Source organism: Leeuwenhoekiella nanhaiensis (genome assembly GCF_002744755.1).
Lineage (GTDB): Bacteria > Bacteroidota > Bacteroidia > Flavobacteriales > Flavobacteriaceae > Leeuwenhoekiella > Leeuwenhoekiella nanhaiensis.
Genome location: NZ_KZ319304.1, coordinates 1 through 21,078 on the forward strand (window position 1 = coordinate 1; position 21,078 = coordinate 21,078).

Sequence of the window (21,078 nt, forward strand, 5' to 3'; positions counted from 1 at the left end):
AATATTAGAGTTCGTTTTTTAGATTTCGCTTTTACCGCTTCGCTCTCTCTTCGTTCGTGAATCTCGTAGACTCGATTTCGCGAAAGCGCACTTCTTTCTTTTCTTCGGCATATTTCTTTTCAACTATCAATGGTTTTTTGTTGGGTTCTTCCATCACAAAAAGGGATTGCAACATTGCGACCGTAGGTTTGGTTTGTGTCTTTTCTACATCACGCATTATGGCGATGACCGCATTGATTCTTTTTAAGAGCTTGGCTTCAATGGTTCTACCTGTAGGACCTAATTTTTCTCGTGGGGAAATCTCGTTATAGAGAAAAAAATCAAGTATGCTTTCCATTGCTTCGGTGTGCGTTTTAAAGTGCATTTTGGAAAATTCCTGAAATCGCTTGGCTGTTTTTCGTTTGAACCTGATAGTGATGAATGAATCCATTTCCTTTCGCTTTTTTAAAGATTTGACGTAAATCCATCCCTATTTACTGGTGTTCCAAGACCATTTGACGCAAATTGTTGGAATTTTTAAATCCTGATTGATTTTAACTGCTTAAAAATCAACAGACTAAAGCGAAAATGGAATATGTAACGCGGCGCAGCCCGTTACCCTCTTGCTATTCCTTTTCGTCACGCGCAAGCGTGACAAAAATCCATACAATCCGGCAAAAAAGCCGATTGCCATTTTCAGGGAAATGATTTTCCGATATGTTATTTTTCGATGTGTAAGGGTATCGGCGAAAGTCGAAAAGTGGATAACCTTACTTTAATTTGAATGCTGAATTTCAGCGAAATAAAGATAGTGATTTTTTATTGATGTAGGTTTAATTACACACAAAAACACCCCTAAAATTTTAGAGGTGCTTGGTTCAGTTTTGCCGAAAACTATATATTGAAAACGTAGGTATAGGAATATAAATTCCGAAGTGCTTCTTCCTCTATCAACGTTTCAAAACAGCCATAATTTTCTTTTACGTATTTGCGAATGCTATCCCCAAATTTTCGTTTCACATCTTCTTTGGAAGTTTCCAAAAGTCGGTTGTGAGCCTCTTCGCTCAAGTCTGTAAAATTGAGATATACCATAGCTGAAGATTTTAATATTCACTTGGTAACATCAGCGTATCATTTACAAAAAACAACCGCAATTCATCGAGTGGAAAATCGGTAGCACGATAGCCGTGTTTTTCTAAAATGTTATCGTTGCCATCGCTGTAAATTATTTCGGCTTCGTAACCCGAATAATCCTGTTTTTCTTCGGGCAATCTTTTAAAATCGATAGTGATAAATTCGGTTCGGTTCATCAGACTTTTTGCAATTACGGAAGCATCCGTAATAAGCCAAAAACATTCGGCAACTTCGGAAAGGTATTTCAATCCATCGGTAAATCGTGTTTTCAATAGCGGGATTTGATAGAACATTTCTGTTCCATTAAAAAATTGCAACCGCTCTTTTATTTCGTTAACTTGTGCTTTCATTGTGATTTCTATTTATGGAATTAATAATGAAAAGAGGGCGCATCTTTCGACGGTAACGCCCTCTTTAATTTTGAAGATTACTTGTCGCTTTTGCTTCCAAGTAAAAGGATTTCATCTGCTACCACTTCGGTAACATAGCGTTGGTTTCCATCGTCCGTGGTGTAGGTTCGGGTCTTTAGTTTTCCCGTAATTCCTACTTCTTTGCCTTTTTCAACATATTTCTCAACGATTTCAGCAGTCTTGCCCCAAGCAACTACGGTATGCCAGTTGGTGTCCGTTTGCTTTTCGCCTTTGCTGTCTTTGTAGTACTCGTTTGTAGCGAGTGAGAAGCGGGCTACTTTCTTACCGCTTTCAAGGTTCGTAATGGTTGGCTCTTGCCCAACGTTTCCGATTAACTGTACGTGATTTCTAATAGTACTCATAATACAATGGTTTTAAATGCCCTTTACAGGCTTGATTAATATTTCCCTTTTCAATTCAGATTAAATTTTAAGGGGTGTTTGTTCTTTTCTTTCGTGCATAGCACAATGGATAGAGTGGGTTTTGTCAAGACTTTTAGGGTATAAATCAGGTGTGTTTGCGACGTAGTAATCCCGCCTTTTTTTGCGGGATTCAAGGAAGTAGAAGCCTTATTTTTCACTAAAATTTGCTACGGTCTTGACAAGTTCCATAAGGGCATTAGCAATTCTTTTAAAGCCGGTTACGATTTGAGCGTACCGACAGTTAAGCGAAATGAGTGGCTGGGTTTAACCCGCCTGACCGGACGGGCAGGTGTAGAATTGGTTATGACGTGCCTGTTTTTCGATGCCCCGAAAAACAATAAAGGCTTTATCCATTATAAACCCCTTAAAATGTGTAAGACAGCGGTTCGATTTTTAGGGGTTTTCGAGTGAGGGCTCAAGAAGACCGCGCCGAAAATCCTGTTAAGAAAACCGAAGTGATGGCTTTCCGATAAAAAAAGCGGACTTCGTTCCCTATTTCGGATTGGGAATGAAGCGTCCCTTCCCAGCGTAGCGGGCAGGGTTAGCGAAATGAAAAGTAGAAATCGGGTACGGTGTCCAAGACCTTTGTAGTGAAGCTCTTTTCCCGAAATGAAGTGGTTGCCTGCTTTTTCAGAAGGCAGGCGCGGAATGTAGGGGAATGTGCTGAATGGATTATAAATGTAATGGTATAAAAAAACCTCCCTACGAAAGTAAGAAGGTATTTTTTTACCAATTAAAACTGATTATTTATTCAAAATATGCCTTTTAACTATTGTTCCTAAATCTTTCTCCGAAAACCATATATCCTCTGGATGAAGGTGCATAACGGGTGCTTGTTCACACTTGTTGTTGCAGTCCATATCGTCAACCTCAATTTTATTTTTTAACTTGTATTTCTTTATATAATAATCCAAAAGTTTAAATAAATGTTAAGATAGCAAGCATTTATTTGTTATGGCAATCTGAACTTTATGAAACCAATAGACCTTGGAAGCTGGAAAATATTTAGATAATTGGCTGTTTGAATGTACTAACTATTGAAAAAGCGCAAAGGCAGAAGCAAGTGCATAAATTTCGGAGGTACGTAGAAACTTTCTGCTCTTGCGAGCGGTTCCGAGGGGGTCGGCAAAAATGGAGAGGTTCGAAATTTTTCGAACCACGGAGTTTTTTTCGACTTCCGCAAGAACATGGGTAATTGAGGGCATTTCAATGAACTTGAAGTGTCCCATAAAAGGGTATTTAGCTATACCGGCCTGTGCTACATCGAGGTCAAGAACTTGAACAAAAAGGACATTGTAAATGGAATAGATGGCGAGCAATGGATTATGGTCAGACGCCAGAAATCGAATACTCCCGTAAAGTTGCCATTGTTGGACGAAGCAAAGGCGATCCTCGATAAATACTCTGATCACCCATCCATTGAAAACAACTATTCGCTTTTACGGGTATTCAGCGACCAAAAGGTTAACGAATACCTCAAGGAAATAGCCAAGCTGTGCCATATTGAAAAGAACCTGACCTTTCATGTGGCACGACACACATTTGCGACCACTATCGCGCTTCTAAACGATGTCCCCATTGAAACAGTTTCAAAAATGTTAGGCCATACCAATTGAGTCAAGCCTTAATACAAAATTTCTACAGATTTAATTCCGTATTTTGAAGATATGAAACTGCTCATTGTTGAAGACGAACCTGAAATGCTCGAAAGCTTAAAAGAATTTGCTGTGGAGGAAGGATATCAGTGTGATGTGGCCAATAATCTTTCGAAAGCTCTGGAGCGCACCGGCCTTTATGATTATGACTGTATTATTCTGGACATTAATCTTCCGGATGGCAGTGGGTTCGACCTGCTCGAAACGCTCCATAAGGAAGACAAGTCCGATGGGGTAATCATCCTTTCCGCACGCAATTCACTTGACGATAAATTAAAGGGATTGGGGTTGGGGGCCGATGACTATCTGACAAAGCCGTTTTATTTTTCCGAGTTGAATGCCCGTGTAAAAGCGATCATTAGGAGGAAACAATACAAAACAAATAAAATTGTTCATTACTCAAACCTGATAATAGAACCAGATCAACACGCCATCGGCATCAATGAACGTGAAAATAGGCTGTCCCTGACCAAAAAAGAGTATGCCATCCTCACCTATTTGATCAACAACCACAAGCGGGTACTTACCAAAGTCGCCTTGGCGGAATACATTTGGGGCGATTTCGTGGATGAAGCCCAAAGCTTTGATTTTTTATTCTCCCAGATAAGAAACCTGAAACGCAAACTAAAGGATGCCGGAGCCCAGGTGGAAATCAAGAATATTTATGGAGTAGGTTATCAAATTAAGTCAATATGAGGTTACTTTCCTACACCACTCGCACCCAGTTGTTCATTTTCCTGTTACTGTTCGGTGTTTTTTCGGCAGTGTTTTATTTGGTAATAAGATGGAACATAATGCAAAACGTGGATGAAGTTCTATATAATCGCAAAATGAACTTGTTGGCGTATATTGAGAAATACCCTGAAACGACCGTAGAACAAGATAACCCTCTTGATGATTTTATCTTTCGCCCCGTAAACAAAGCTTTGTATGAAAAAAACGCGAAAAACGCTGAAAGATATACTGACACACTTATCTATGAACCGACGGATGTTGAACTGGACGAGTATCGGAAACTGACCTCTTATGTTGCGCTAAATGGTGGCTACTACAAGCTTGAGGTGGTAAAACCCCATCTTGAAGCGAACGAAGTCATCAATACGATCGCCATTACATTGAGTGGGCTATTTTTTGGTCTCGCAATTTGTGTCTACTTTTCAAACAAAATACTTTCAAAAAGAATATGGCTCCCTTTCTACGAAATGCTCAAAAAACTTGAGGATTATCGTGTGGACAAAGAAAGGTTGCCCAAATTTCCCAATTCCAAGATCGAGGAATTCCAACTGCTCAATGTTGCACTGACAGAGTTGACCTTGAAAAACAAGAATGTCTTTGATAACCAAAAACAGTTTATCGGGGATGCTTCCCACGAAATGCAGACCCCCTTGTCCATAATCCAGTCAAAACTGGAAGCACTTATAGGCCAAACACAGCTCTCCGAAAAGCAGTCTGACATCCTGGAAGGTATCATCGGTTCCACACAAAGGCTGAAAAAACTGAACAAAACCCTGTTGCTGCTGGCGAAAATAGAGAATGACCAGTTCCTAACAACGGAAGAGGTAAATGTTGATGGAATAATCGTCAGGTCGCTGGCATTTTATGAGGAACAGAAAGAGGCCTTGAACATTAGGACCGAGATCGATATCAGGAATGGGGCAATTGTCCAGGGAAACAGTTTGCTTATCGAGATTCTCATTCAGAACCTGCTTAAAAACGCCTTCCTGCACAACATCAAAGATGGAAAAGTAATCATAAAACTGGACGGGAAAGGATTGGTTGTTACCAACACCGGCAGCGAAAAGGGGATTGACAAGGAAAAATTGTTCCAACGGTTCTATAAATCGTCCAGCAATCCAGATTCGTGGGGCCTTGGGTTAGCCATTGCACACAAGATTGCCGATAAGGGCAATTGGAGGTTAACCTACAGTCATAAAAATTCGCTTCACACGTTCACCGTCGATTTTTGACTATCCCAAATTTCTACAGATTCGGTTTTTACATTTGATATGAGTTAAATGTTAATCTTTAAATTTTAATGCTATGAATACAAGTAAGAAGTTTTTTCGCATTGTGCTGTTATCCCTGATATTTATTGGTGGCGGAATGTTTACGGCTACGGCACAATCCGATATAAAAGAGCTAAGTGAGGAGGCCATTGAGTTCTCCGATCTTCCAAAGGCAGTACAGGATGCCTTTAAGAATTCCGAATATGCCGAATGGGAAATCGAGGAGGTGGAAAAGGTCGAGACCAATATGGGTACAATGTATGAACTTGAGGTCGAGAACGAGAACGAGACGTATTTTGAACTCTATTTTAGCCCCAAAGGTGAACTGGTGCTTAAAAGAGAGGAAAGCCACTCGGACGGCGATGACGATCATCGATAATATTGCGATGATGAAAGTCTAATTATTTTAATAATTGATATAAGCTGGGAAATGTTGGAAAGAGTGATTGATGGCTTTTACATTTCCCAGCTTTTAATTATCCCAAGCTTTAATACGGGGCCTAACTAGCGTATGATCAAAGACATAACGAAGAATATTTGTAAACTGAACGTTCTAATCGGCATTCTCGCGATATGCTATTGCAATGTGGATTGCAATGCGCAATCCAAACTGGCTACAGAAAACCCGAAAACTCCACAGACCGTATCAGAAAATGGTTTTCCTATAACCAAAACGTATTTCAGTATAGTTCACCCCATTGTCACGTTTTCCGACAGCGGTCGGAACTTCAATTTCGATAGCGGTTATACAGTTGGATTCCCAACGGGCATCAATTTTTTGCAAAGTGAAAAAGTTGCCTTTAGCCTTGAGTTCGTTCCTTTTATTAGTGCCGAGGACGGCACATCCAAGGTAAGTGGTTTGCTTTTTCATCCCGGGGTAATCTACCGAAATATTGCCGGGTTTAATTTCTTGACGAGACTCGCCTATAATACGAATGGGAGATACGGTATAACAGCCGTTATCAACAGGCCGATAGTCAAAAGGGATAAAGTGACCTATTTTCTGGCCACGCCTATACCTATCCGTTTTGGTAACGAATTGCCTACATCGGTAACATTTGCATTTCAATTTGGCATTTTATTTTGAAACTATAGAATTAAGTATAACCGAATACACAATTAACAAAAAATGAATTATGAAGAAAGTATGGATTTATGCAGTAATGTTTTCACTGATTTCCTTGAGTTGCGAGCAATCCACCAAGAAAGATGATTCAAAAGAACCGGCCGAAAAACCCTTGAATGATAATAAGGAATTAAAGGCGATGGATATTGGAACCTTAAAATCCGAACTTGGGATGGAAGGGAAGGAAGAAGATGGGCAATTCAAGGTTACCGTTCCGCAAAACGACCTAAACGTAATGGTCGATGGTTTTAAGATTATTCCCCCTATGGGTTTGGGCAGTTGGGCAGCTTTCGCACCAACCTCGGCACAGCCAATGGTTATGGGCGATATTGTCGTTACGGAAAAGGACCTAAAACCGGTACAACAGGAAATAATCCAACAGGGGTTGACGGTTACGGCAATCCACAACCATTTTGTAAGGAATGAGCCAGATGTGATGTACATGCATATCGGTGGCATGGCTAGTGAAGAAAAATTGGCTAAAAGTGTAAAAGCCATTTTTGATAAAGTAACAGAAGTTAGGGGAGCAGACCCGTCTGCCGTAGAAATGCCGTCGGTGGAGAACACGCTGGACACCAAAAGGATTGACAGCATCTTAGGGCATAGCGGGACTATGACCAATGGGGTGTATAAAATCACCATCGGCCGACCCGATGTGAAGTTGACGGAACACGGAGCACCTGTAAGTACATTCATGGGCTTCAACACCTGGGCGAGCTGGCAAGGCACCCCTGAAAAAGCAGCAGTGGCCGGTGATTTTACTATGCTGGCAGATGAAGTAGCTCCGGTTATCAAAGCACTTATTGAGAATGACATTGAAGTGGTAGCGGTACACAATCACATGGTGCACGAGGATCCAAGAATTTTCTTTCTTCATTATTGGGGAATCGGGCCCGCTGAAAACTTGGCAATAGGATTAAGAGAGGCTTTGGACAAAACGGGAGTAAATAATGCGGAATAAATTTACACCGGCATCGGTTTCATTTGCCTTTCTTATTCGGCATCTTACAATTGAAAGTAACGAGTTATAATAATAAAAATCAGAAAAATGGACAGAAAAGAATTTATAAAAAATTCAGCAATTCTCGGAGGAGCAACCATTCTTCCTATCAACAATGTTTTTTCCCAAAGCGTTAATGAAGCTAGTATTGACAAACTGGTAGACAGCAACGGAAACTTTATCCAAAAGCCATTACCATATAGCAAGACCTTTTTAGAGCCTTATATGGACGAAGAGACCTTGCACTTACATTATGAATTTCACCACGGTGGTGCAGTCAAAGGTGCCAATAAGGATTTGGGAAATATCAAGAAAAATCTCGACTCCGGTGAAATGGATAGTGTCGATTTGTGGACCAGGAAATTGTCCTATCATTTTTCAAGCCATGTTCTGCACACGATTTTCTGGACAAACCTCACGAACAAGAAAAATGAGCCTAAAGCAGAACTTTTGAGGCAGATAGAAAAGGATTTCGGTTCATTCGATAAACTGAAGTCCTACATAGCTAAAGTTTCAAAAAGCGTTGAAGGCAGTGGTTGGGGAATTCTTGGGTACCAACCGTTTTCACAATCTCTTACATTATTGCAATGTGAAAATCATCAAAAGCTTACGCAATGGGGGGTCATACCAATTTTGGTCATTGATGTATGGGAACATGCCTATTATTTAAAGCATAAAAACATGAGAGGAGATTTTGTTGATACTATAATGGAAATCATAAACTGGGATAACGTAGCACAACGTTTTGCAAATGCAAAAAAAATTAATTGAGGTAATAATATTATCCGACCATAATGCCAGGTGAATTCAATCCAAATAAAAAAAGAGAGTTACCCTTCAGAGAGGCTCTGAAAGTTTGGGTAAAAGTGGCCATTCATAGTTTTGGCGGTCCGGCAGGACAAATCGCTGTTATGCACAAAATTCTGGTTGAGGAAAAGAAATGGATCAGTGAAAACCGCTTTTTGCATGCGCTAAATTATTGTATGCTGTTACCAGGCCCTGAAGCCCAGCAGCTTGTCACATACATAGGCTGGCTCTTGCATAAAACGAAGGGCGGATTGGTTGCGGGATTACTGTTTATCCTGCCAGGATTTATATCCATACTGGTTCTGAGCATTCTTTATGCGGCCTATCGGACTGTGAGTATCGTGGACGCCATATTTTTTGGCATCAAGCCAGCAGTGCTGGCCATTGTTATTGGTGCAGTTATAAAAATCGGTAAGAGAGCCCTTAAAAATGAGGTCATGATAATTATGGCTGCATTGGCATTTGTTGCCATCTTCTTTTTTGAAGTAGACTTTCCATACATTGTTCTTGCCGCTGGTCTAACGGGATTCATTGGGGGTAAGTTTTGGGAGGAGAAATTTCACGTTATAAAAGGACATGAGGATAGCACAGGACAGGGAAAAGATTATTTGATTGACAGTCATATCCAGCAGACCAAACCTTCATTCAAGAACACGCTTCGGACGATTTTATTGTACCTGTCTCTGTGGGCATTCCCGTTGGTGCTAATCGTATTGTGGGTGGGCGTTGATTCCATCTTCTTTGCAGAAGGTGTGTTTTTTAGCAAAACGGCAGTGGTTACTTTTGGAGGGGCCTACTCTGTTCTAGCTTACATTGCCCAAAAGGCCGTGGAAGATTACGGTTGGCTGAAAAGCGGGGAAATGCTGGACGGTTTGGGCATGGCGGAAACCACACCAGGCCCGCTTATACAGGTAGTACAATTTGTGGGATTCATGGGAGCCTATCGCTTTGCAGGCACCATGGATCCGCTTCTGGCCGGGATTCTAGCATCCTTAGTGGTAACCTGGGTCACTTTTGTCCCTTGCTTTCTATTCATATTTACTGGAGCTCCATACATCGAGTATCTCCGAGGGAACAAAAACCTGACAACTGCCTTGTCGGGAATTACCGCTGCCGTGGTTGGAGTGGTGTTAAATCTTGGTGTTTGGTTTTCCATTTATACACTTTTTGGGGAGGTAAATGAAAGCCGTTCATTTGGGATAAGATGGTTAATCCCAGAATGGGAAACTATTAACATCCCATCATTGATAATCGGGCTTATAGCAGCTTTTGTCTACTTCATTCTCAAATGGGATATGCTTAAAACCATTATCATAAGTATTGCATGCGGCATCCTATATTATTTTATCTTTTAAAACTGTTGGCCTCATCTAATAAAATGAAAATAAATGTTTACAAATACTTTCGGCAATTTATTCCCTAACAGCGATAAATAACTGGTTTGTCGTTTTTACATTCTTCCATAATATTATTATCCATTATGAATGTCTTTTGGTCTTAAAAAAATAACCACTACCAACAATAATGCTATTGTTATGATGCCCCATACAAAAAACTTTGATTTGGGAACGTTGTACCCAAGAATCCTGCCAAGGGATATGCAAATGCCCACCAGAGATGTGAAAATGCGAAATTAGAACCATACACTTAACCCTGTTCTTCAACAGGGACTGTTTCGCCAATTAGCGTTTCCGATGGAATCTCCGCGAGGCTTTGTCCAAGTCCAGCAACAATCCATACAATGAAGAGCATTGAAAAATCGAGATAATTGGCAAAACTGATGGCGACCCCTAAAATCAGGGCTCCAATGATAAGAGAGATGCGTCTTGATTTGGATTTATCAATTGCTCCAGAAACAAATGCTGCTACCATTGCACCGATAGCGAAAGCAGACATAATAATTCCATAGTCCTTATCTGTAAGTTCCAGTCCACCTTTAACCAATACGATGGTGTTGACCAAAATAAGTGCGCCCGCAACCGCAGAAACCAATTCAATAAATAATGCAAAGCGCACATATTGATTGGAAAACAGTAACCTCATACCCTTTAAAACATCTTGCCACGTGGTTGGCTTTATCTTACCCTCGATTTCGTCTGGAACAATATCCAACTTACTTTTTGGAAGGCTCAATAATAAAATACCCGCGATTACAAAAGTAGCAGCATCCACAAAAAATATTTCCCTTGAACCCAGCCAAATGGCAAGAATGCCTGCCAATCCTGGCCCCAATACACCTAACAATTGATAGGTAGCTGCCGATAGACCAATGGCTTGACGATATATGGTTTTATCTACAATCTGCGGAATAATAGAGCGATAGGTGGGGCTGAAAAATGCATTGAACACATTCATAAGAAAAATGAGAACATAAATTTGCCATTCTTCAGTCACGAAAGGCAAACAACCTACTATAACCATTCTGATAAAATGTGTGGTGTAGAGTATTTTCTTTCGGCTAATCCTATCTGCCAGTACGCCTGCAAAAGGCGAAAATATAATGAATGCGGTAACTCGTAAAGTAAGAGCTGTCGCCAGAATGACGGCAGCCCTTTCTTCTCCAAATTGATATGCCAACAATGCCAATCCAACCCAAGTAAAGGCATCTCCCAATAAACTAATGGTCTGTGCCAAATAAAGTCTTGCGAATAATTTATTTCGCAGGGCCTGGAATGGCTCTAATAAGTTTGACACTTTCATCTATTTTCTAAACTGGGATTATTCCCAGTGGAATATCTTCGATTATTAACTACCAATTGATAAACACAAGGAATGACAACCAAATTCAATATCGTTGCAGATAACAAACCACCCAAAATAACTACCGCCATCGGGCTTTGGATTTCACTTCCCGGTTCGCCACCTTTTAAGGCCAATGGTATCAATGCCAGACCTGTGGTAAAGGCAGTCATTAAGATGGGATTCAATCTATCCAGAGCTCCTGTCTTAATTAACTGAAACCCTTTTACTCCTTCCTTCCTTAAATCTTCATAACGAGATACTAATAAAATACCGTTCCGAGTTGCAATCCCGAATAAACTGATAAAACCGATTGTTGCTGCAATACTGATGATTCCCGATGTGAAATACACAATCAAAATACCACCAATTAAAGCCAAAGGCAGGTTTATCAATACTACGAATGCCAGTTTTACATCTTTAAATTCATAATACAATAAGAGAAAAATGATACCAATGGCTACAATCGCCGTTATCAAAAGCAATTGTGATGCCTTGGACTCACTCTCAAACTGTCCGCCATATTGTACTCGATAGCCTTCTGGCATATTCACATTATTGGACACCACTTGTTGTATTTCCTCTACCGCACTTCTCAAATCCCTGCCCTGAACATTGGCTGCGACAACGATTTTACGTTGCACATCCTCACGATTGATGGTATTCGGACTACTTACCGATTGAACAGTGGCCAGTTCGCCCAATGTAGTCTGACCACCATTTGGCAAACTGATTAAAGTATTGCCAATGGTTTCAATATTATCCCGAAACGGTTTTTCGTAGCGGACAATCAAATCAAAATACTGCTGCCCTTCATAAATCTCGCCTGCTTCTTCGCCTGCAAAAGCAATGTCCACTTGTTCCATTAAATTACCAACGGTCATTCCATAAGCTGAAAGGATTTGGTGTTTGGGTTTGATGCGTATTTGTGGCACTTCAATTTGCTGGTCAACCGCAACATCTGCCAATCCGTCAATATCCTTGATATTCTGCTCTACGCTTTTACCTACTTCAAAAAGACGCTGCAAATCGGACCCAAAAATCTTGATGGCAATATTGGCACGTGTACCCGAAAGCATATGGTCGATACGGTGTGCGATGGGTTGTCCCAATGTGATATTTACACCAGGTGCGATGCTCAACTTGTTTCGGACTTCCTCAAAAAATTCTTCCTTGGTCTTGTCTTCGAGAACGAAAGGAACATCAATTTCCGAAGCATTAACGCCTTGTGCGTGTTCGTCGAGTTCGGCACGACCTTGTCTTCGTGTTACCACTTCCACTTCAGGCATATCGAGTAACAGGGTCTCAATCAACCTACCGGTCTTATTGCTTTCTTCCAAAGACATTCCCGGTGGACCAACGACACTTATCACTAATGAGCCTTCATTAAATTCCGGCAGAAAACTTCTACCCAATTGGGTTAATACTAAAAGACTTATGATAAAGGCAATTACTGTAGTTCCAATAATGGTTTTCGGAATTTTGGTCGCACGTTCCAAGAGGTTGCCATAATGTTTCTGTAACCAGCGTTCCACACGGGTTCCTTCGGATTGTTTCTTCAACAATTTTTCATTGTTCAACAAATAGGAACACAAAATTGGGGTTACGGTTACAGCGACAATCAATGAGGTTAAAACTGACGTCACAAATGCAATTCCCAGCGGTTGTAATAAACGGCCTTCCATTCCGCTTAAAAAGAACAAGGGGACAAATGAAACGATAATGATAAGCGTAGCGATAATGATAGAACTTCGTATTTCTACGGAAGCATCGCGCACAACCGTAATGGTCGATTGACGCTCTGCCTTTGGCTTTCTAATATTTTCGCGCAAGCGTTTATAGACGTTTTCCACATCAATAATGGCGTCGTCCACCAATGCACCAATTGCGATGGCCATACCGCCCAAACTCATTGTGTTTATCGTATAGCCCAACCATTTTAAAATGATGATGGACACCAATAACGAAATAGGAATCGCCAACAAGGAAATTAAGGTCGTTCTCCAATTCATTAAAAAGATGAAGAGGATAATCATTACAAAAAATGCGCCTTCCAACAGGGTTGCATTCAAATTGCTAATAGATGCATCAATAAAATCAGATTGTCTAAAAATTTGACTTTTGATATTGACACCTTTTGGCAAGGTTGTTGCCAAATCGGCAATCGCTTCATCCAATCGGTCTGTGAGTTCCAAGGTGTTGACATCAGGTTGTTTTGAAATGGTCAGAATTACCGCAGGATTTGCATTCAATGAACCATCTCCAATTTTATCGGCAGCACCTATTTGAACCGTTGCCACATCTTTTATTTTGATGGTTTGACCATTCACTTCCTTGAGAACAGCCTCCTGTAAATCCTCAATTGCATAAGCTCTACCACTACCTTTTATGATGTATTGATTACCGTATTGATTAACAATACCACCTGGTGCATTTTGATTTGCTTCCTTTACTTGTTCTACCAATTCAGAAAGGCTCACATCATAATGCTTCATTTTTTCAGGATTGGCAAATACTTGGTATTGCTTATAATCGCCACCGATGACCACTACATTGGCTATACCGCCAATTGCTTTAATTCGTGGGCGAATTGTCCAATCCGATAAGGTTCTTAATTCCATTGGCGATAAGCTATCGGACGTCACGCCCAACAACATTATTTCGCCCATAATGGATGAAATAGGTGCCATCGTGGGTGCGCCAATTCCTTCGGGCAAATTTTCCCTTACCATTGGGATGCGTTCGCTTACAATTTGGCGCGCCCGATAAATATCGGTTCCCCATTCAAACTCTACCCAAACTATGGAAACCCCAGCTGCCGATGACGAACGGATTCGTCTCACATTTGGCGAACCGTTTAAGGCTGTTTCCAGTTGATAGGTCACTAATTTTTCTACTTCCTCAGATTCCATTCCGTGCGCTTCGGTAAGAATAGTTACCGTTGGTGCTGTAAGGTCCGGGAATACATCGACGTTCATTGTACGTGCATAATACACGCCCAATACACTCAATGCGACCGCACCCAATAGAATGAGCAATCTGTTTTGAAGTGAAATTGATAATATTTTGTTTAACATTTCTCTTCGTTTTTAATGTTCGTGACCGTGTGCGGGTGTCGAACCGGACATTGAAGCCATTTTAACTTGATATGCTCCTGTGGTTACTACTACTTCGCCAACTTTTAAGCCTTGAATAATTTCTACATTCTCGCCATTACGCTTTCCTATTTTCACAGGTCGTCTTTCAAAACTTTCCCCTGAAAGCTGTACGATGACGGAATAACTTCCATAATCTTCCAATAAGGCCTTCACAGGAATCGTTGTATTTTGAGTAGCATTTCCCATTGCAATTTGCACTGGCGTTAGGCTTCCTTCTGGCATATCGACCTCATTATTTACTTCTGCAAATACTGAAATAAGCGGTCTGTTATTGTCTACATCTTTAGCGATGGATAGGATTGAACCTCCAGATGTTGCCACATTTCGCCATTGCCCATCTTTAGTTTGATACCAAATTCCCTGCACGTTCTCCATTGTGAGTCCATAGTTAGGTGCTAACTGGGTTTTCAATACTTTTGACTGATGTGTACCAATAGCTACCAATGCAACGCCTTGCGCAGCATAATCGCCATTGGAAACCGTAATGGATTTGATAAAGCCGTCGAAGGGCGCACGAATTTGTTTACTACCTCCCGAAACGCCTGATGCCAATGATTGATAATTGGCTTTGGCTATTTCAAAATTGCTCTGTACTTTTTCGAATTCAGATTTTGGGACAATCTTAGATTCGTAGAGCTCTCTCTTTCTTTCATATTCAGATTTGGCCTGTTGGAATTTCGCTTTCGCGGAAGCGATATCCGTACTCAAATTATTGGATGCCAAACCTTGGCTATTCAAACTCATTAAAAGCTGACCTTTTTTTACAGCTGTGCCTTCCGTGAGGTTGCTTACTTTAAAATCTACAACACCATTAGACTTTGCCGCCAATGACTTTATAGAACCGGGCGAAGGCATCCAAACACCAGAGGTGTTGATGACATCGTAAATTTTACCTGAAACCACAGGCGCGGTCTGAAAATCGATTTTCCAAGCCTGTTCTTTCAAAAACGAAATGCTCCCATCATCTTCGGCAACACCCAAAGCTTGTATGGCTTCATCCGTATTAGCATAAACCGTAACATCATCAATCGTTATTGTATCTGAATAGTCTGGCGTTTTCAATTCAAAAACAAGTTGGTAACTACCCGCTTCTTTCGGTTGAATGATAGGTGAGAATATGCCTGGCGATGAAGGTGCTTCGGCAGTATTGCGAATACCATTATCGCCTTTAATCAAACTGACCGTAACCGAACCTTCGCGAACAGGCTGATGCTTGTCCAACACCGTAAAGTGGGCTGCAAACTTGCTCGGATTGCCTACTATTAAGGCTGGAAATTCTACAAACAGTTCGGTTTTATTTGTCCAAAGGGTATGAGATAGGCGTGGAATTTCTTCTCCCACGTGGCTACCATCTTCATTATGTGCGTGTGCATCTTCTGCCTTGTTATTACAAGACATTGCCAAAAAGGCAAGCACTATTGTTATATATTTCATTTGTTTATAATTATTTTTTTTTAGTGGTCGTCGTGTTCAGCACCATTATCGTGTTTGTGAGTTTTTGAATCATCATCTGTATGATTCCCCTCTGAATCGTGGTCGTGGCCGTGGTCATCTGTTTTTGTTTCCATAGAATCCGTTCCTACTTTAAACTCTTCTTGCTCTACGTTTTCTTCCATATGGCTACCATCTTCATTGTGTTCGTGACCGTGGTCATCTGTTGCTTCCTTTGCTCTTTCTCGACAAGAGGTTACTAATAACGTTGATGCAATTGCTATTGCGAATATTATTTTTGAAAATTTACTCATTGCTAAATAATTGTTTTGGTATTCGTGAATCTTCGATTTCATAATTGTATGTTTAAAAATTTATAACTGATGTTTTAATAATTGTGCTTGAAGCAGTTGCAGTTCCTTTTCCATTTGCAGCATTTTATCTGATGCATTTCGATAAAACTGAAGCTCCACGTAATATTCCATAAACGAATACTCGCCCAACATATACGCCTTAAATAGCAGTTGCTCGCTATTTAAATTGCCCATAGTGGTTTGATACTCATTATATTTTGTGAGCATCAGTTCATATCGATTATAGGTTTCCTGAAATTCTGCATAAAGCAAAGATGTCGCCACTTCAGTATGGGATTGCTGAAACTCGTAATTTGCTTCGGCAGCTTTTACCTTGTTCTTGCTACTCCATAGAGGAATTGAAACACCGCCGTAAAAACCAGAATAATTACTACCGCTAACGCCTTGATAATTATAGCCAAATGCCACGTTTGGCAGCACCTTGTTTTTTTCCAGTTTTACTTTTTGAAGTGAAGCGGATTCATTAGCCTTTAATTCCTGTAGCAAAGGGTCTTTTGTTAATTTTTCCTGCCAGAGGCTTTCTACTGTACCAACTTTGATAGGCAATGCAATACCTGATGGAACACCATCAATTACATTACCTCCATTCAACGTTTTGAGTTTGGATAGCAAAATTTGGATTTCGCTTTCAATCTGTTCCACGACAAACTGTTCTTGAATCCAAGCAATTTTTGCCTTATTCAAATCTAAAATCCCAACTTGCTCTGCATCAAAAAGTTTTTGGATTTGGTCAAAAACCTGTTTGCTCTGGGTTTTTCTTTCCGTTTCAATAGCTTTTCGCTTTTGCAAGAAAGCAAGCTCTAAAAGCGTGTTCTTTGCTTTTAATAAGACTTCCTGTCTTTTGTTAGCATAGGCCGCCGCTAATTGTTGCGATTTAGATTTGTTCCATTTGCCACGTGCTGCATATACCGTTGGGAATTCAAAAGATTGCGATAGTTGATATTCGGTATAATCTCCAGTTGTATTGTCGCCAAATGGTAAATAAAAGCCAGAAAGCTGTGGGTCGGGTAAATTATTGTTGCTCCTGTTTTCGAGTTGCTGGCTTTCAACAAACGATTGATAGCCTTTTAACTCTGTATTATTCTGTTCTATTTCGTTGAGTAGTTCCTCTATATTTTTATCCTGTGAGAAACCACTAACAAAGAACAGGCATCCGCAAATTGCGGATACGATATATTTATTCATTGTTTGAAATTTTAGGTTTAATCTTACCTGTCGTCTGACAGGGCTGCAATTATAAAAGGGAACAATATCATAGCGATACCATTCTCCTAAACGATTAACCTAAAGATGGTGGGCCTCGTGAATCGAGGGATGAGAGGTAGGGATTAAAGTGTTTATTGGGTGGATGATAGACAGGCGTTTTCTTATTTTGCCTGTATTCAATTGAGAATATATTTTGTGTTTCAAGAGAATTTTTTACTACATCCTTTTCAACAACGGTTTGTTGCTCGATTGTATTCCTTTCAAGTAGGACTATATCGCTGGATACCGTGGAATGTACGTGCATCTCCATAAATAATCCAAGGAAACCGTAAGAGGATTCTTCATCGTGGGAATCATCATCGTGACGATGATGTTCGCCAGTATGGGCAATATCTGAATGGGAATGAGCGTCCTCGTGTTGATGATGTAAATGCGAAAAAACCTGATGCAGCATCATTAGGCTAAACAAGCCTAAAAAGAAAAATGCTGCTATTTTATTTGGTTTTTGCATTATGTACAAAGATAACAATTTTTTGGTCTTGAATAATTTATACTCAACTAATACCCATTAAATGTTCTTTTGAAAAAAGAAAAAATCCAGTTTAAGGTACTGGACAAACCTTTATTTAATTTATGCCATAGCATAGACTTCATCAAACAGCTTTTTATCCAACCGTTCTTGTAGGCCGAAGCTTTTCTTCAATACATTATGAAGTACAGAATTGAATGCATTGTAGCCCAGCCAAAGATTCGGTTCTTCATTAAGCAACAAGGCTTCATAATTCAAAATTTCGATAACCTCACGAGACTTTTTTGAAGGGTCGCTGTTCTTGTCGCTACACTCGTATCTAAAGAGTTTGGTTTTATCGAGAATTGCTTTTACAAATTCCTTGGTGTCGATAATCTTAACATTCTTCAATGTATCAAATTTTTGGATTATCGAGTAAAATTCATTATCCACAAACTTATCGAAAAGATTGTTCAGCCTTGGCATTATCAGGTCTGTATTGTTCTTACTGTGTTTGATGGAAAACTCAATTTCAGCTTGGGAAACGTGCAAGCCATTGGAACATACTTTTCTGTAGAAACCGAAGTGGCCAGAGGTCTTTTCGCTACCGTCATACGAGTTCTTGAACCGTAGCATTGGCAGTATCAAGTCCTTATCGTTCTTAACCGTAAATTGGCTTGTGTCATCGATGATAAAGTCGGTAATGAACGACCTGTCATTCTTGTTGATGGTGCGTTTGTGGAAGTTCAGTTGTGCATCAGTCAGCATTTCCTCAGCTTTCCTGAAGAACAATTGATTCGGAATGTGCCCGTAACTGTTCGATACCACGTTGACAATTTTTCCATTTGAGATAATGGCATTTTCAAGTCCTCTGCGAGATTCCATCTGAGTCAGACTCTTTAAGGATTTCATTTCTGATGGAACGAAGATTTCATCCTGCTGCAAATTTTGTAAATACATAGCTTTTGTATTTTAGTTAAACAATATTTGAGCAGTTCCCAAACGGAAGACAAAATCACAGCTCAAAAGGAAACGGAATAAAGAAGTGAGGGAATGTGCGCAACGGCTTTATGCCGTAGTCTTTTGATGGGTGTATTTTACGAGTTTACCTTTGCGCTAACTATTGATTGATAACCCCTTCTTGATAAATACATTTTTTAGGCACAATCATAAAAAAGAAAAAGGGCCAGCACGAATGCCAACCCTTCTTCAAACAACAAAAGCTAATCGTTTAGTTCTTGAGTTTTCTTTTCAAGAACTGTGATGCGCTCTTTCAAACGTGCTTCTCGCTTGTCTCGTTTTTCGGTATATTCCTTCTCAATACCGGCAATCTTGGATTTGTAATATCCCTTCATCGCATTGTAGAACGAAATATTTGTCAGGTTATTTACGTGATTGCTTTCGCCAAAGTGTACTTGCTTGGTCAGCATATAGCGTATCAGCTTGTGAAAGATTTCTTTTTTGAAATTCTTCTTGAATTTCTCGACAATTTCAATTCTGGTCATCTTGGCAGTATCGCCTAATAATCCTGAAAAGTATTTTTGCTGGCTCATATAGTCCACATTATTTTCAAAGAGTGAGATTGAAAACGCAACCATTTCATCTGTTGAAAGTGTCTTCTTCGTATTGATGTATTCGGTCTCACGAATCATCTGAACAATTTCTTCAAACTGTCTGTTGTTCTCAATATGCTTCTTCCGGATTTCCCTTTCGTTGATTTTCACAATTTGTTCTTCAGGTGTGCAATCTGCCATTTTCCTGTTGGCCAATGGTGCTGCATATTCAGAAGAATCATTCTTTGATTTCTCAATCACTTTTATAAAAACATTCTTGTTTTGATACGTTTCAGGATGGAAGACTATACCATTTACAAAACCATTCTTATCTGCTGAATTGTACGTTTCCAGGTCTTCTTTATAGCTCTGTATGGCTTCGTCCAATTCTGCTTTCAATTCGTCCTCGGAATAATCATAATGCTGGTATTCAGTCTTAATGGCATCCATTGTCGGCTTAATCGGATTTTCGATGATTTCGACATCATCCAGCAGATAGACCTTCAAGCCGTTATTTTCCAATTGCGAGATAATGAGCTGGTTGTTTTCGTCATCTACCCAATACTGTCGTATTTCAGGAATCAATAGAACATTCGCTTTCTTGGATTTCTCAATCAGATTCAAGAACGATTTACTTTTCTTCGATTCAAAGCAAGCTGATTTTGTGCAGACCATTTTACCCTCTCCGAACAGATTGCCTTGATTGGCTGCATTGAACGGACATTCAACACAAGACCCGGCTTTCGGCACCAACTTCTTATCCGTTACATCAAAAGATGCTTTTTCCAAGTCGTAAGTCTGGTCTTTAATCATCCTGTTGATTTGATGCGCATTGAAATCTTCACCCATCGTTTCCAACATCATCTGCTGTTCCTCTGGTTCAAAAAGCGCTACACCTACACCTAATGAAATGGTCATTTCGCCATTGCGAACAAAGTGCTTAAAGCCATCTATCAATCCTGCCAACTTCAGGCGTTGTCTGATAAAATTGTCTGTTCTGCCCAGTCGCTTTGCAATTTCAGCCGGTGCATATTTCTCGCTTAGGTAAGCTATTGATTCAGCTTCCTCGGTAGGTTCAACATCCTGTCGCTGTAAGTTCTCGATAATTTGAAGTTCCAAAATTTCATTGTTCTCATAATTTCTGACAATGCACGGGATAGTTGCTTTATTAGCCATTTTGCTTGCGCGAAATCTTCTTTCGCCCATCACGATAATAAAGTCCTTTCCAGATTTCCGAACTGTTATCGGTTGCAGTACACCGTGTTGTTGGATACTTTCGGAAAGTTGTTCCAAATGTTTTTCGTCAAAGGTCTTCCGAGGCTGTTCTGGGTCAGGCTTGATTTTGCGGATAGGCAGGTTCTGAATTTCCAGCTTTACCGGATTTCCGTTTACTTTAGAAGCTACAGCGGTCTTCGCTCTACTTCTTCTCTTTGTGGTACTCGCTTTTGTTTTCATAATTCTCAAATTTTTGATTAAATAATATTTGAGCAGGAACCAAACGGAAGATAAAATCTTGGCTCAAAAGGAAACGGAATAAATAAGCAAAGGAAGAAGCGTCGGCTTTATGCCG

At 40.2% G+C, this 21,078-nt stretch carries 21 protein-coding genes; 8 read left to right on the top strand and 13 right to left on the bottom strand.

The genetic code is table 11. The annotated features are described in order from the left end of the window. Window positions 1-31: 31 nt before the first annotated feature. The 5 genes from CJ305_RS17460 to CJ305_RS19670 form a co-directional block, all read right to left on the bottom strand. Window positions 32-430, bottom strand: a complete 399-nt coding sequence (locus CJ305_RS17460) for a BfmA/BtgA family mobilization protein (protein WP_189319484.1) — start codon at window positions 428-430, stop codon at window positions 32-34. Between the two features lie 443 nt (window positions 431-873). Continuing rightward, the gene (locus CJ305_RS17465) at window positions 874-1,071 is read right to left on the bottom strand and encodes a hypothetical protein (protein ID WP_099647591.1); all 198 of its coding nucleotides are present in this window, start codon (window positions 1,069-1,071) and stop codon (window positions 874-876) included. An 11-nt stretch (window positions 1,072-1,082) separates the two neighbouring features. After that, complete coding sequence (locus tag CJ305_RS17470; protein WP_099647592.1) at window positions 1,083-1,463, bottom strand: DUF6876 family protein; 381 nt, start codon at window positions 1,461-1,463, stop codon at window positions 1,083-1,085. Between the two features lie 77 nt (window positions 1,464-1,540). After that, the gene (locus CJ305_RS17475) at window positions 1,541-1,885 is read right to left on the bottom strand and encodes a single-stranded DNA-binding protein (RefSeq protein ID WP_008610918.1); all 345 of its coding nucleotides are present in this window, start codon (window positions 1,883-1,885) and stop codon (window positions 1,541-1,543) included. A 1,094-nt stretch (window positions 1,886-2,979) separates the two neighbouring features. After that, window positions 2,980-3,174, bottom strand: a complete 195-nt coding sequence (locus CJ305_RS19670; protein ID WP_223248927.1) for a hypothetical protein — start codon at window positions 3,172-3,174, stop codon at window positions 2,980-2,982. Between CJ305_RS19670 and CJ305_RS17480 the strand changes: the two genes are divergently transcribed. The 8 genes from CJ305_RS17480 to chrA all read left to right on the top strand — a co-directional run bounded on the left by CJ305_RS17480 (window position 3,166) and on the right by chrA (window position 9,894). Next, window positions 3,166-3,561 carry a site-specific integrase gene (locus CJ305_RS17480; RefSeq protein WP_223248919.1) on the top strand — a complete coding sequence of 132 codons (396 nt, stop codon included), beginning with the start codon at window positions 3,166-3,168 and terminating at the stop codon, window positions 3,559-3,561. The genes CJ305_RS19670 and CJ305_RS17480 overlap by 9 nt on opposite strands. Window positions 3,562-3,612: 51 nt before the next feature. Next, window positions 3,613-4,296 (top strand): response regulator transcription factor, encoded by a 684-nt coding sequence (locus tag CJ305_RS17485; protein WP_099647593.1) that lies wholly within the window; start codon window positions 3,613-3,615, stop codon window positions 4,294-4,296. Further along, the gene (locus CJ305_RS17490) at window positions 4,293-5,567 is read left to right on the top strand and encodes a sensor histidine kinase (RefSeq protein WP_099647594.1); all 1,275 of its coding nucleotides are present in this window, start codon (window positions 4,293-4,295) and stop codon (window positions 5,565-5,567) included. The genes CJ305_RS17485 and CJ305_RS17490 overlap by 4 nt, the downstream gene beginning before the upstream one ends. A 73-nt stretch (window positions 5,568-5,640) precedes the next feature. Further along, the gene (locus tag CJ305_RS17495; protein ID WP_099647595.1) at window positions 5,641-5,985 is read left to right on the top strand and encodes a PepSY-like domain-containing protein; all 345 of its coding nucleotides are present in this window, start codon (window positions 5,641-5,643) and stop codon (window positions 5,983-5,985) included. A gap of 132 nt (window positions 5,986-6,117) precedes the next feature. Beyond that, the gene (locus CJ305_RS17500; RefSeq protein WP_223248921.1) at window positions 6,118-6,693 is read left to right on the top strand and encodes a hypothetical protein; all 576 of its coding nucleotides are present in this window, start codon (window positions 6,118-6,120) and stop codon (window positions 6,691-6,693) included. Window positions 6,694-6,742: 49 nt separating this feature from the next. Further along, window positions 6,743-7,693: a DUF1259 domain-containing protein gene (locus tag CJ305_RS17505; protein WP_099647596.1), complete on the top strand. Its 951-nt coding sequence runs from the start codon at window positions 6,743-6,745 to the stop codon at window positions 7,691-7,693. Between the two features lie 87 nt (window positions 7,694-7,780). Further along, the gene (locus tag CJ305_RS17510; protein ID WP_099647597.1) at window positions 7,781-8,503 is read left to right on the top strand and encodes a superoxide dismutase; all 723 of its coding nucleotides are present in this window, start codon (window positions 7,781-7,783) and stop codon (window positions 8,501-8,503) included. 23 nt (window positions 8,504-8,526) lie between these two features. Next, a complete protein-coding gene (gene chrA / locus CJ305_RS17515) occupies window positions 8,527-9,894 on the top strand; it encodes a chromate efflux transporter (RefSeq protein WP_099647598.1) in 1,368 nt (455 codons plus the stop codon). Window positions 9,895-10,186: 292 nt separating this feature from the next. Here the strand turns inward: chrA and CJ305_RS17520 are convergent, their stop codons facing one another. The 8 genes from CJ305_RS17520 to CJ305_RS17555 form a co-directional block, all read right to left on the bottom strand. Continuing rightward, a complete protein-coding gene (locus CJ305_RS17520; RefSeq protein ID WP_223248922.1) occupies window positions 10,187-11,239 on the bottom strand; it encodes an MFS transporter in 1,053 nt (350 codons plus the stop codon). Further along, window positions 11,236-14,355: an efflux RND transporter permease subunit gene (locus tag CJ305_RS17525; protein WP_099647599.1), complete on the bottom strand. Its 3,120-nt coding sequence runs from the start codon at window positions 14,353-14,355 to the stop codon at window positions 11,236-11,238. The genes CJ305_RS17520 and CJ305_RS17525 overlap by 4 nt, the downstream gene beginning before the upstream one ends. A gap of 12 nt (window positions 14,356-14,367) precedes the next feature. Beyond that, a complete protein-coding gene (locus CJ305_RS17530) occupies window positions 14,368-15,870 on the bottom strand; it encodes an efflux RND transporter periplasmic adaptor subunit (protein WP_099647600.1) in 1,503 nt (500 codons plus the stop codon). Between the two features lie 20 nt (window positions 15,871-15,890). Then, window positions 15,891-16,223, bottom strand: a complete 333-nt coding sequence (locus CJ305_RS19510; protein WP_189319485.1) for a hypothetical protein — start codon at window positions 16,221-16,223, stop codon at window positions 15,891-15,893. Between the two features lie 18 nt (window positions 16,224-16,241). After that, on the bottom strand, window positions 16,242-17,426 hold the full coding sequence (locus CJ305_RS17540; RefSeq protein WP_099647601.1) for a TolC family protein: 1,185 nt from the start codon (window positions 17,424-17,426) through the stop codon (window positions 16,242-16,244). A gap of 94 nt (window positions 17,427-17,520) precedes the next feature. After that, the gene (locus CJ305_RS17545; protein ID WP_099647602.1) at window positions 17,521-17,958 is read right to left on the bottom strand and encodes a hypothetical protein; all 438 of its coding nucleotides are present in this window, start codon (window positions 17,956-17,958) and stop codon (window positions 17,521-17,523) included. 120 nt (window positions 17,959-18,078) lie between these two features. Further along, window positions 18,079-18,915, bottom strand: a complete 837-nt coding sequence (locus CJ305_RS17550; RefSeq protein ID WP_099647603.1) for a DUF932 domain-containing protein — start codon at window positions 18,913-18,915, stop codon at window positions 18,079-18,081. 263 nt (window positions 18,916-19,178) lie between these two features. Continuing rightward, entirely contained in the window at window positions 19,179-20,963 is a 1,785-nt protein-coding gene (locus CJ305_RS17555; protein WP_099647604.1) for a ParB/RepB/Spo0J family partition protein, read from the bottom strand. Window positions 20,964-21,078 lie beyond the last annotated feature (115 nt).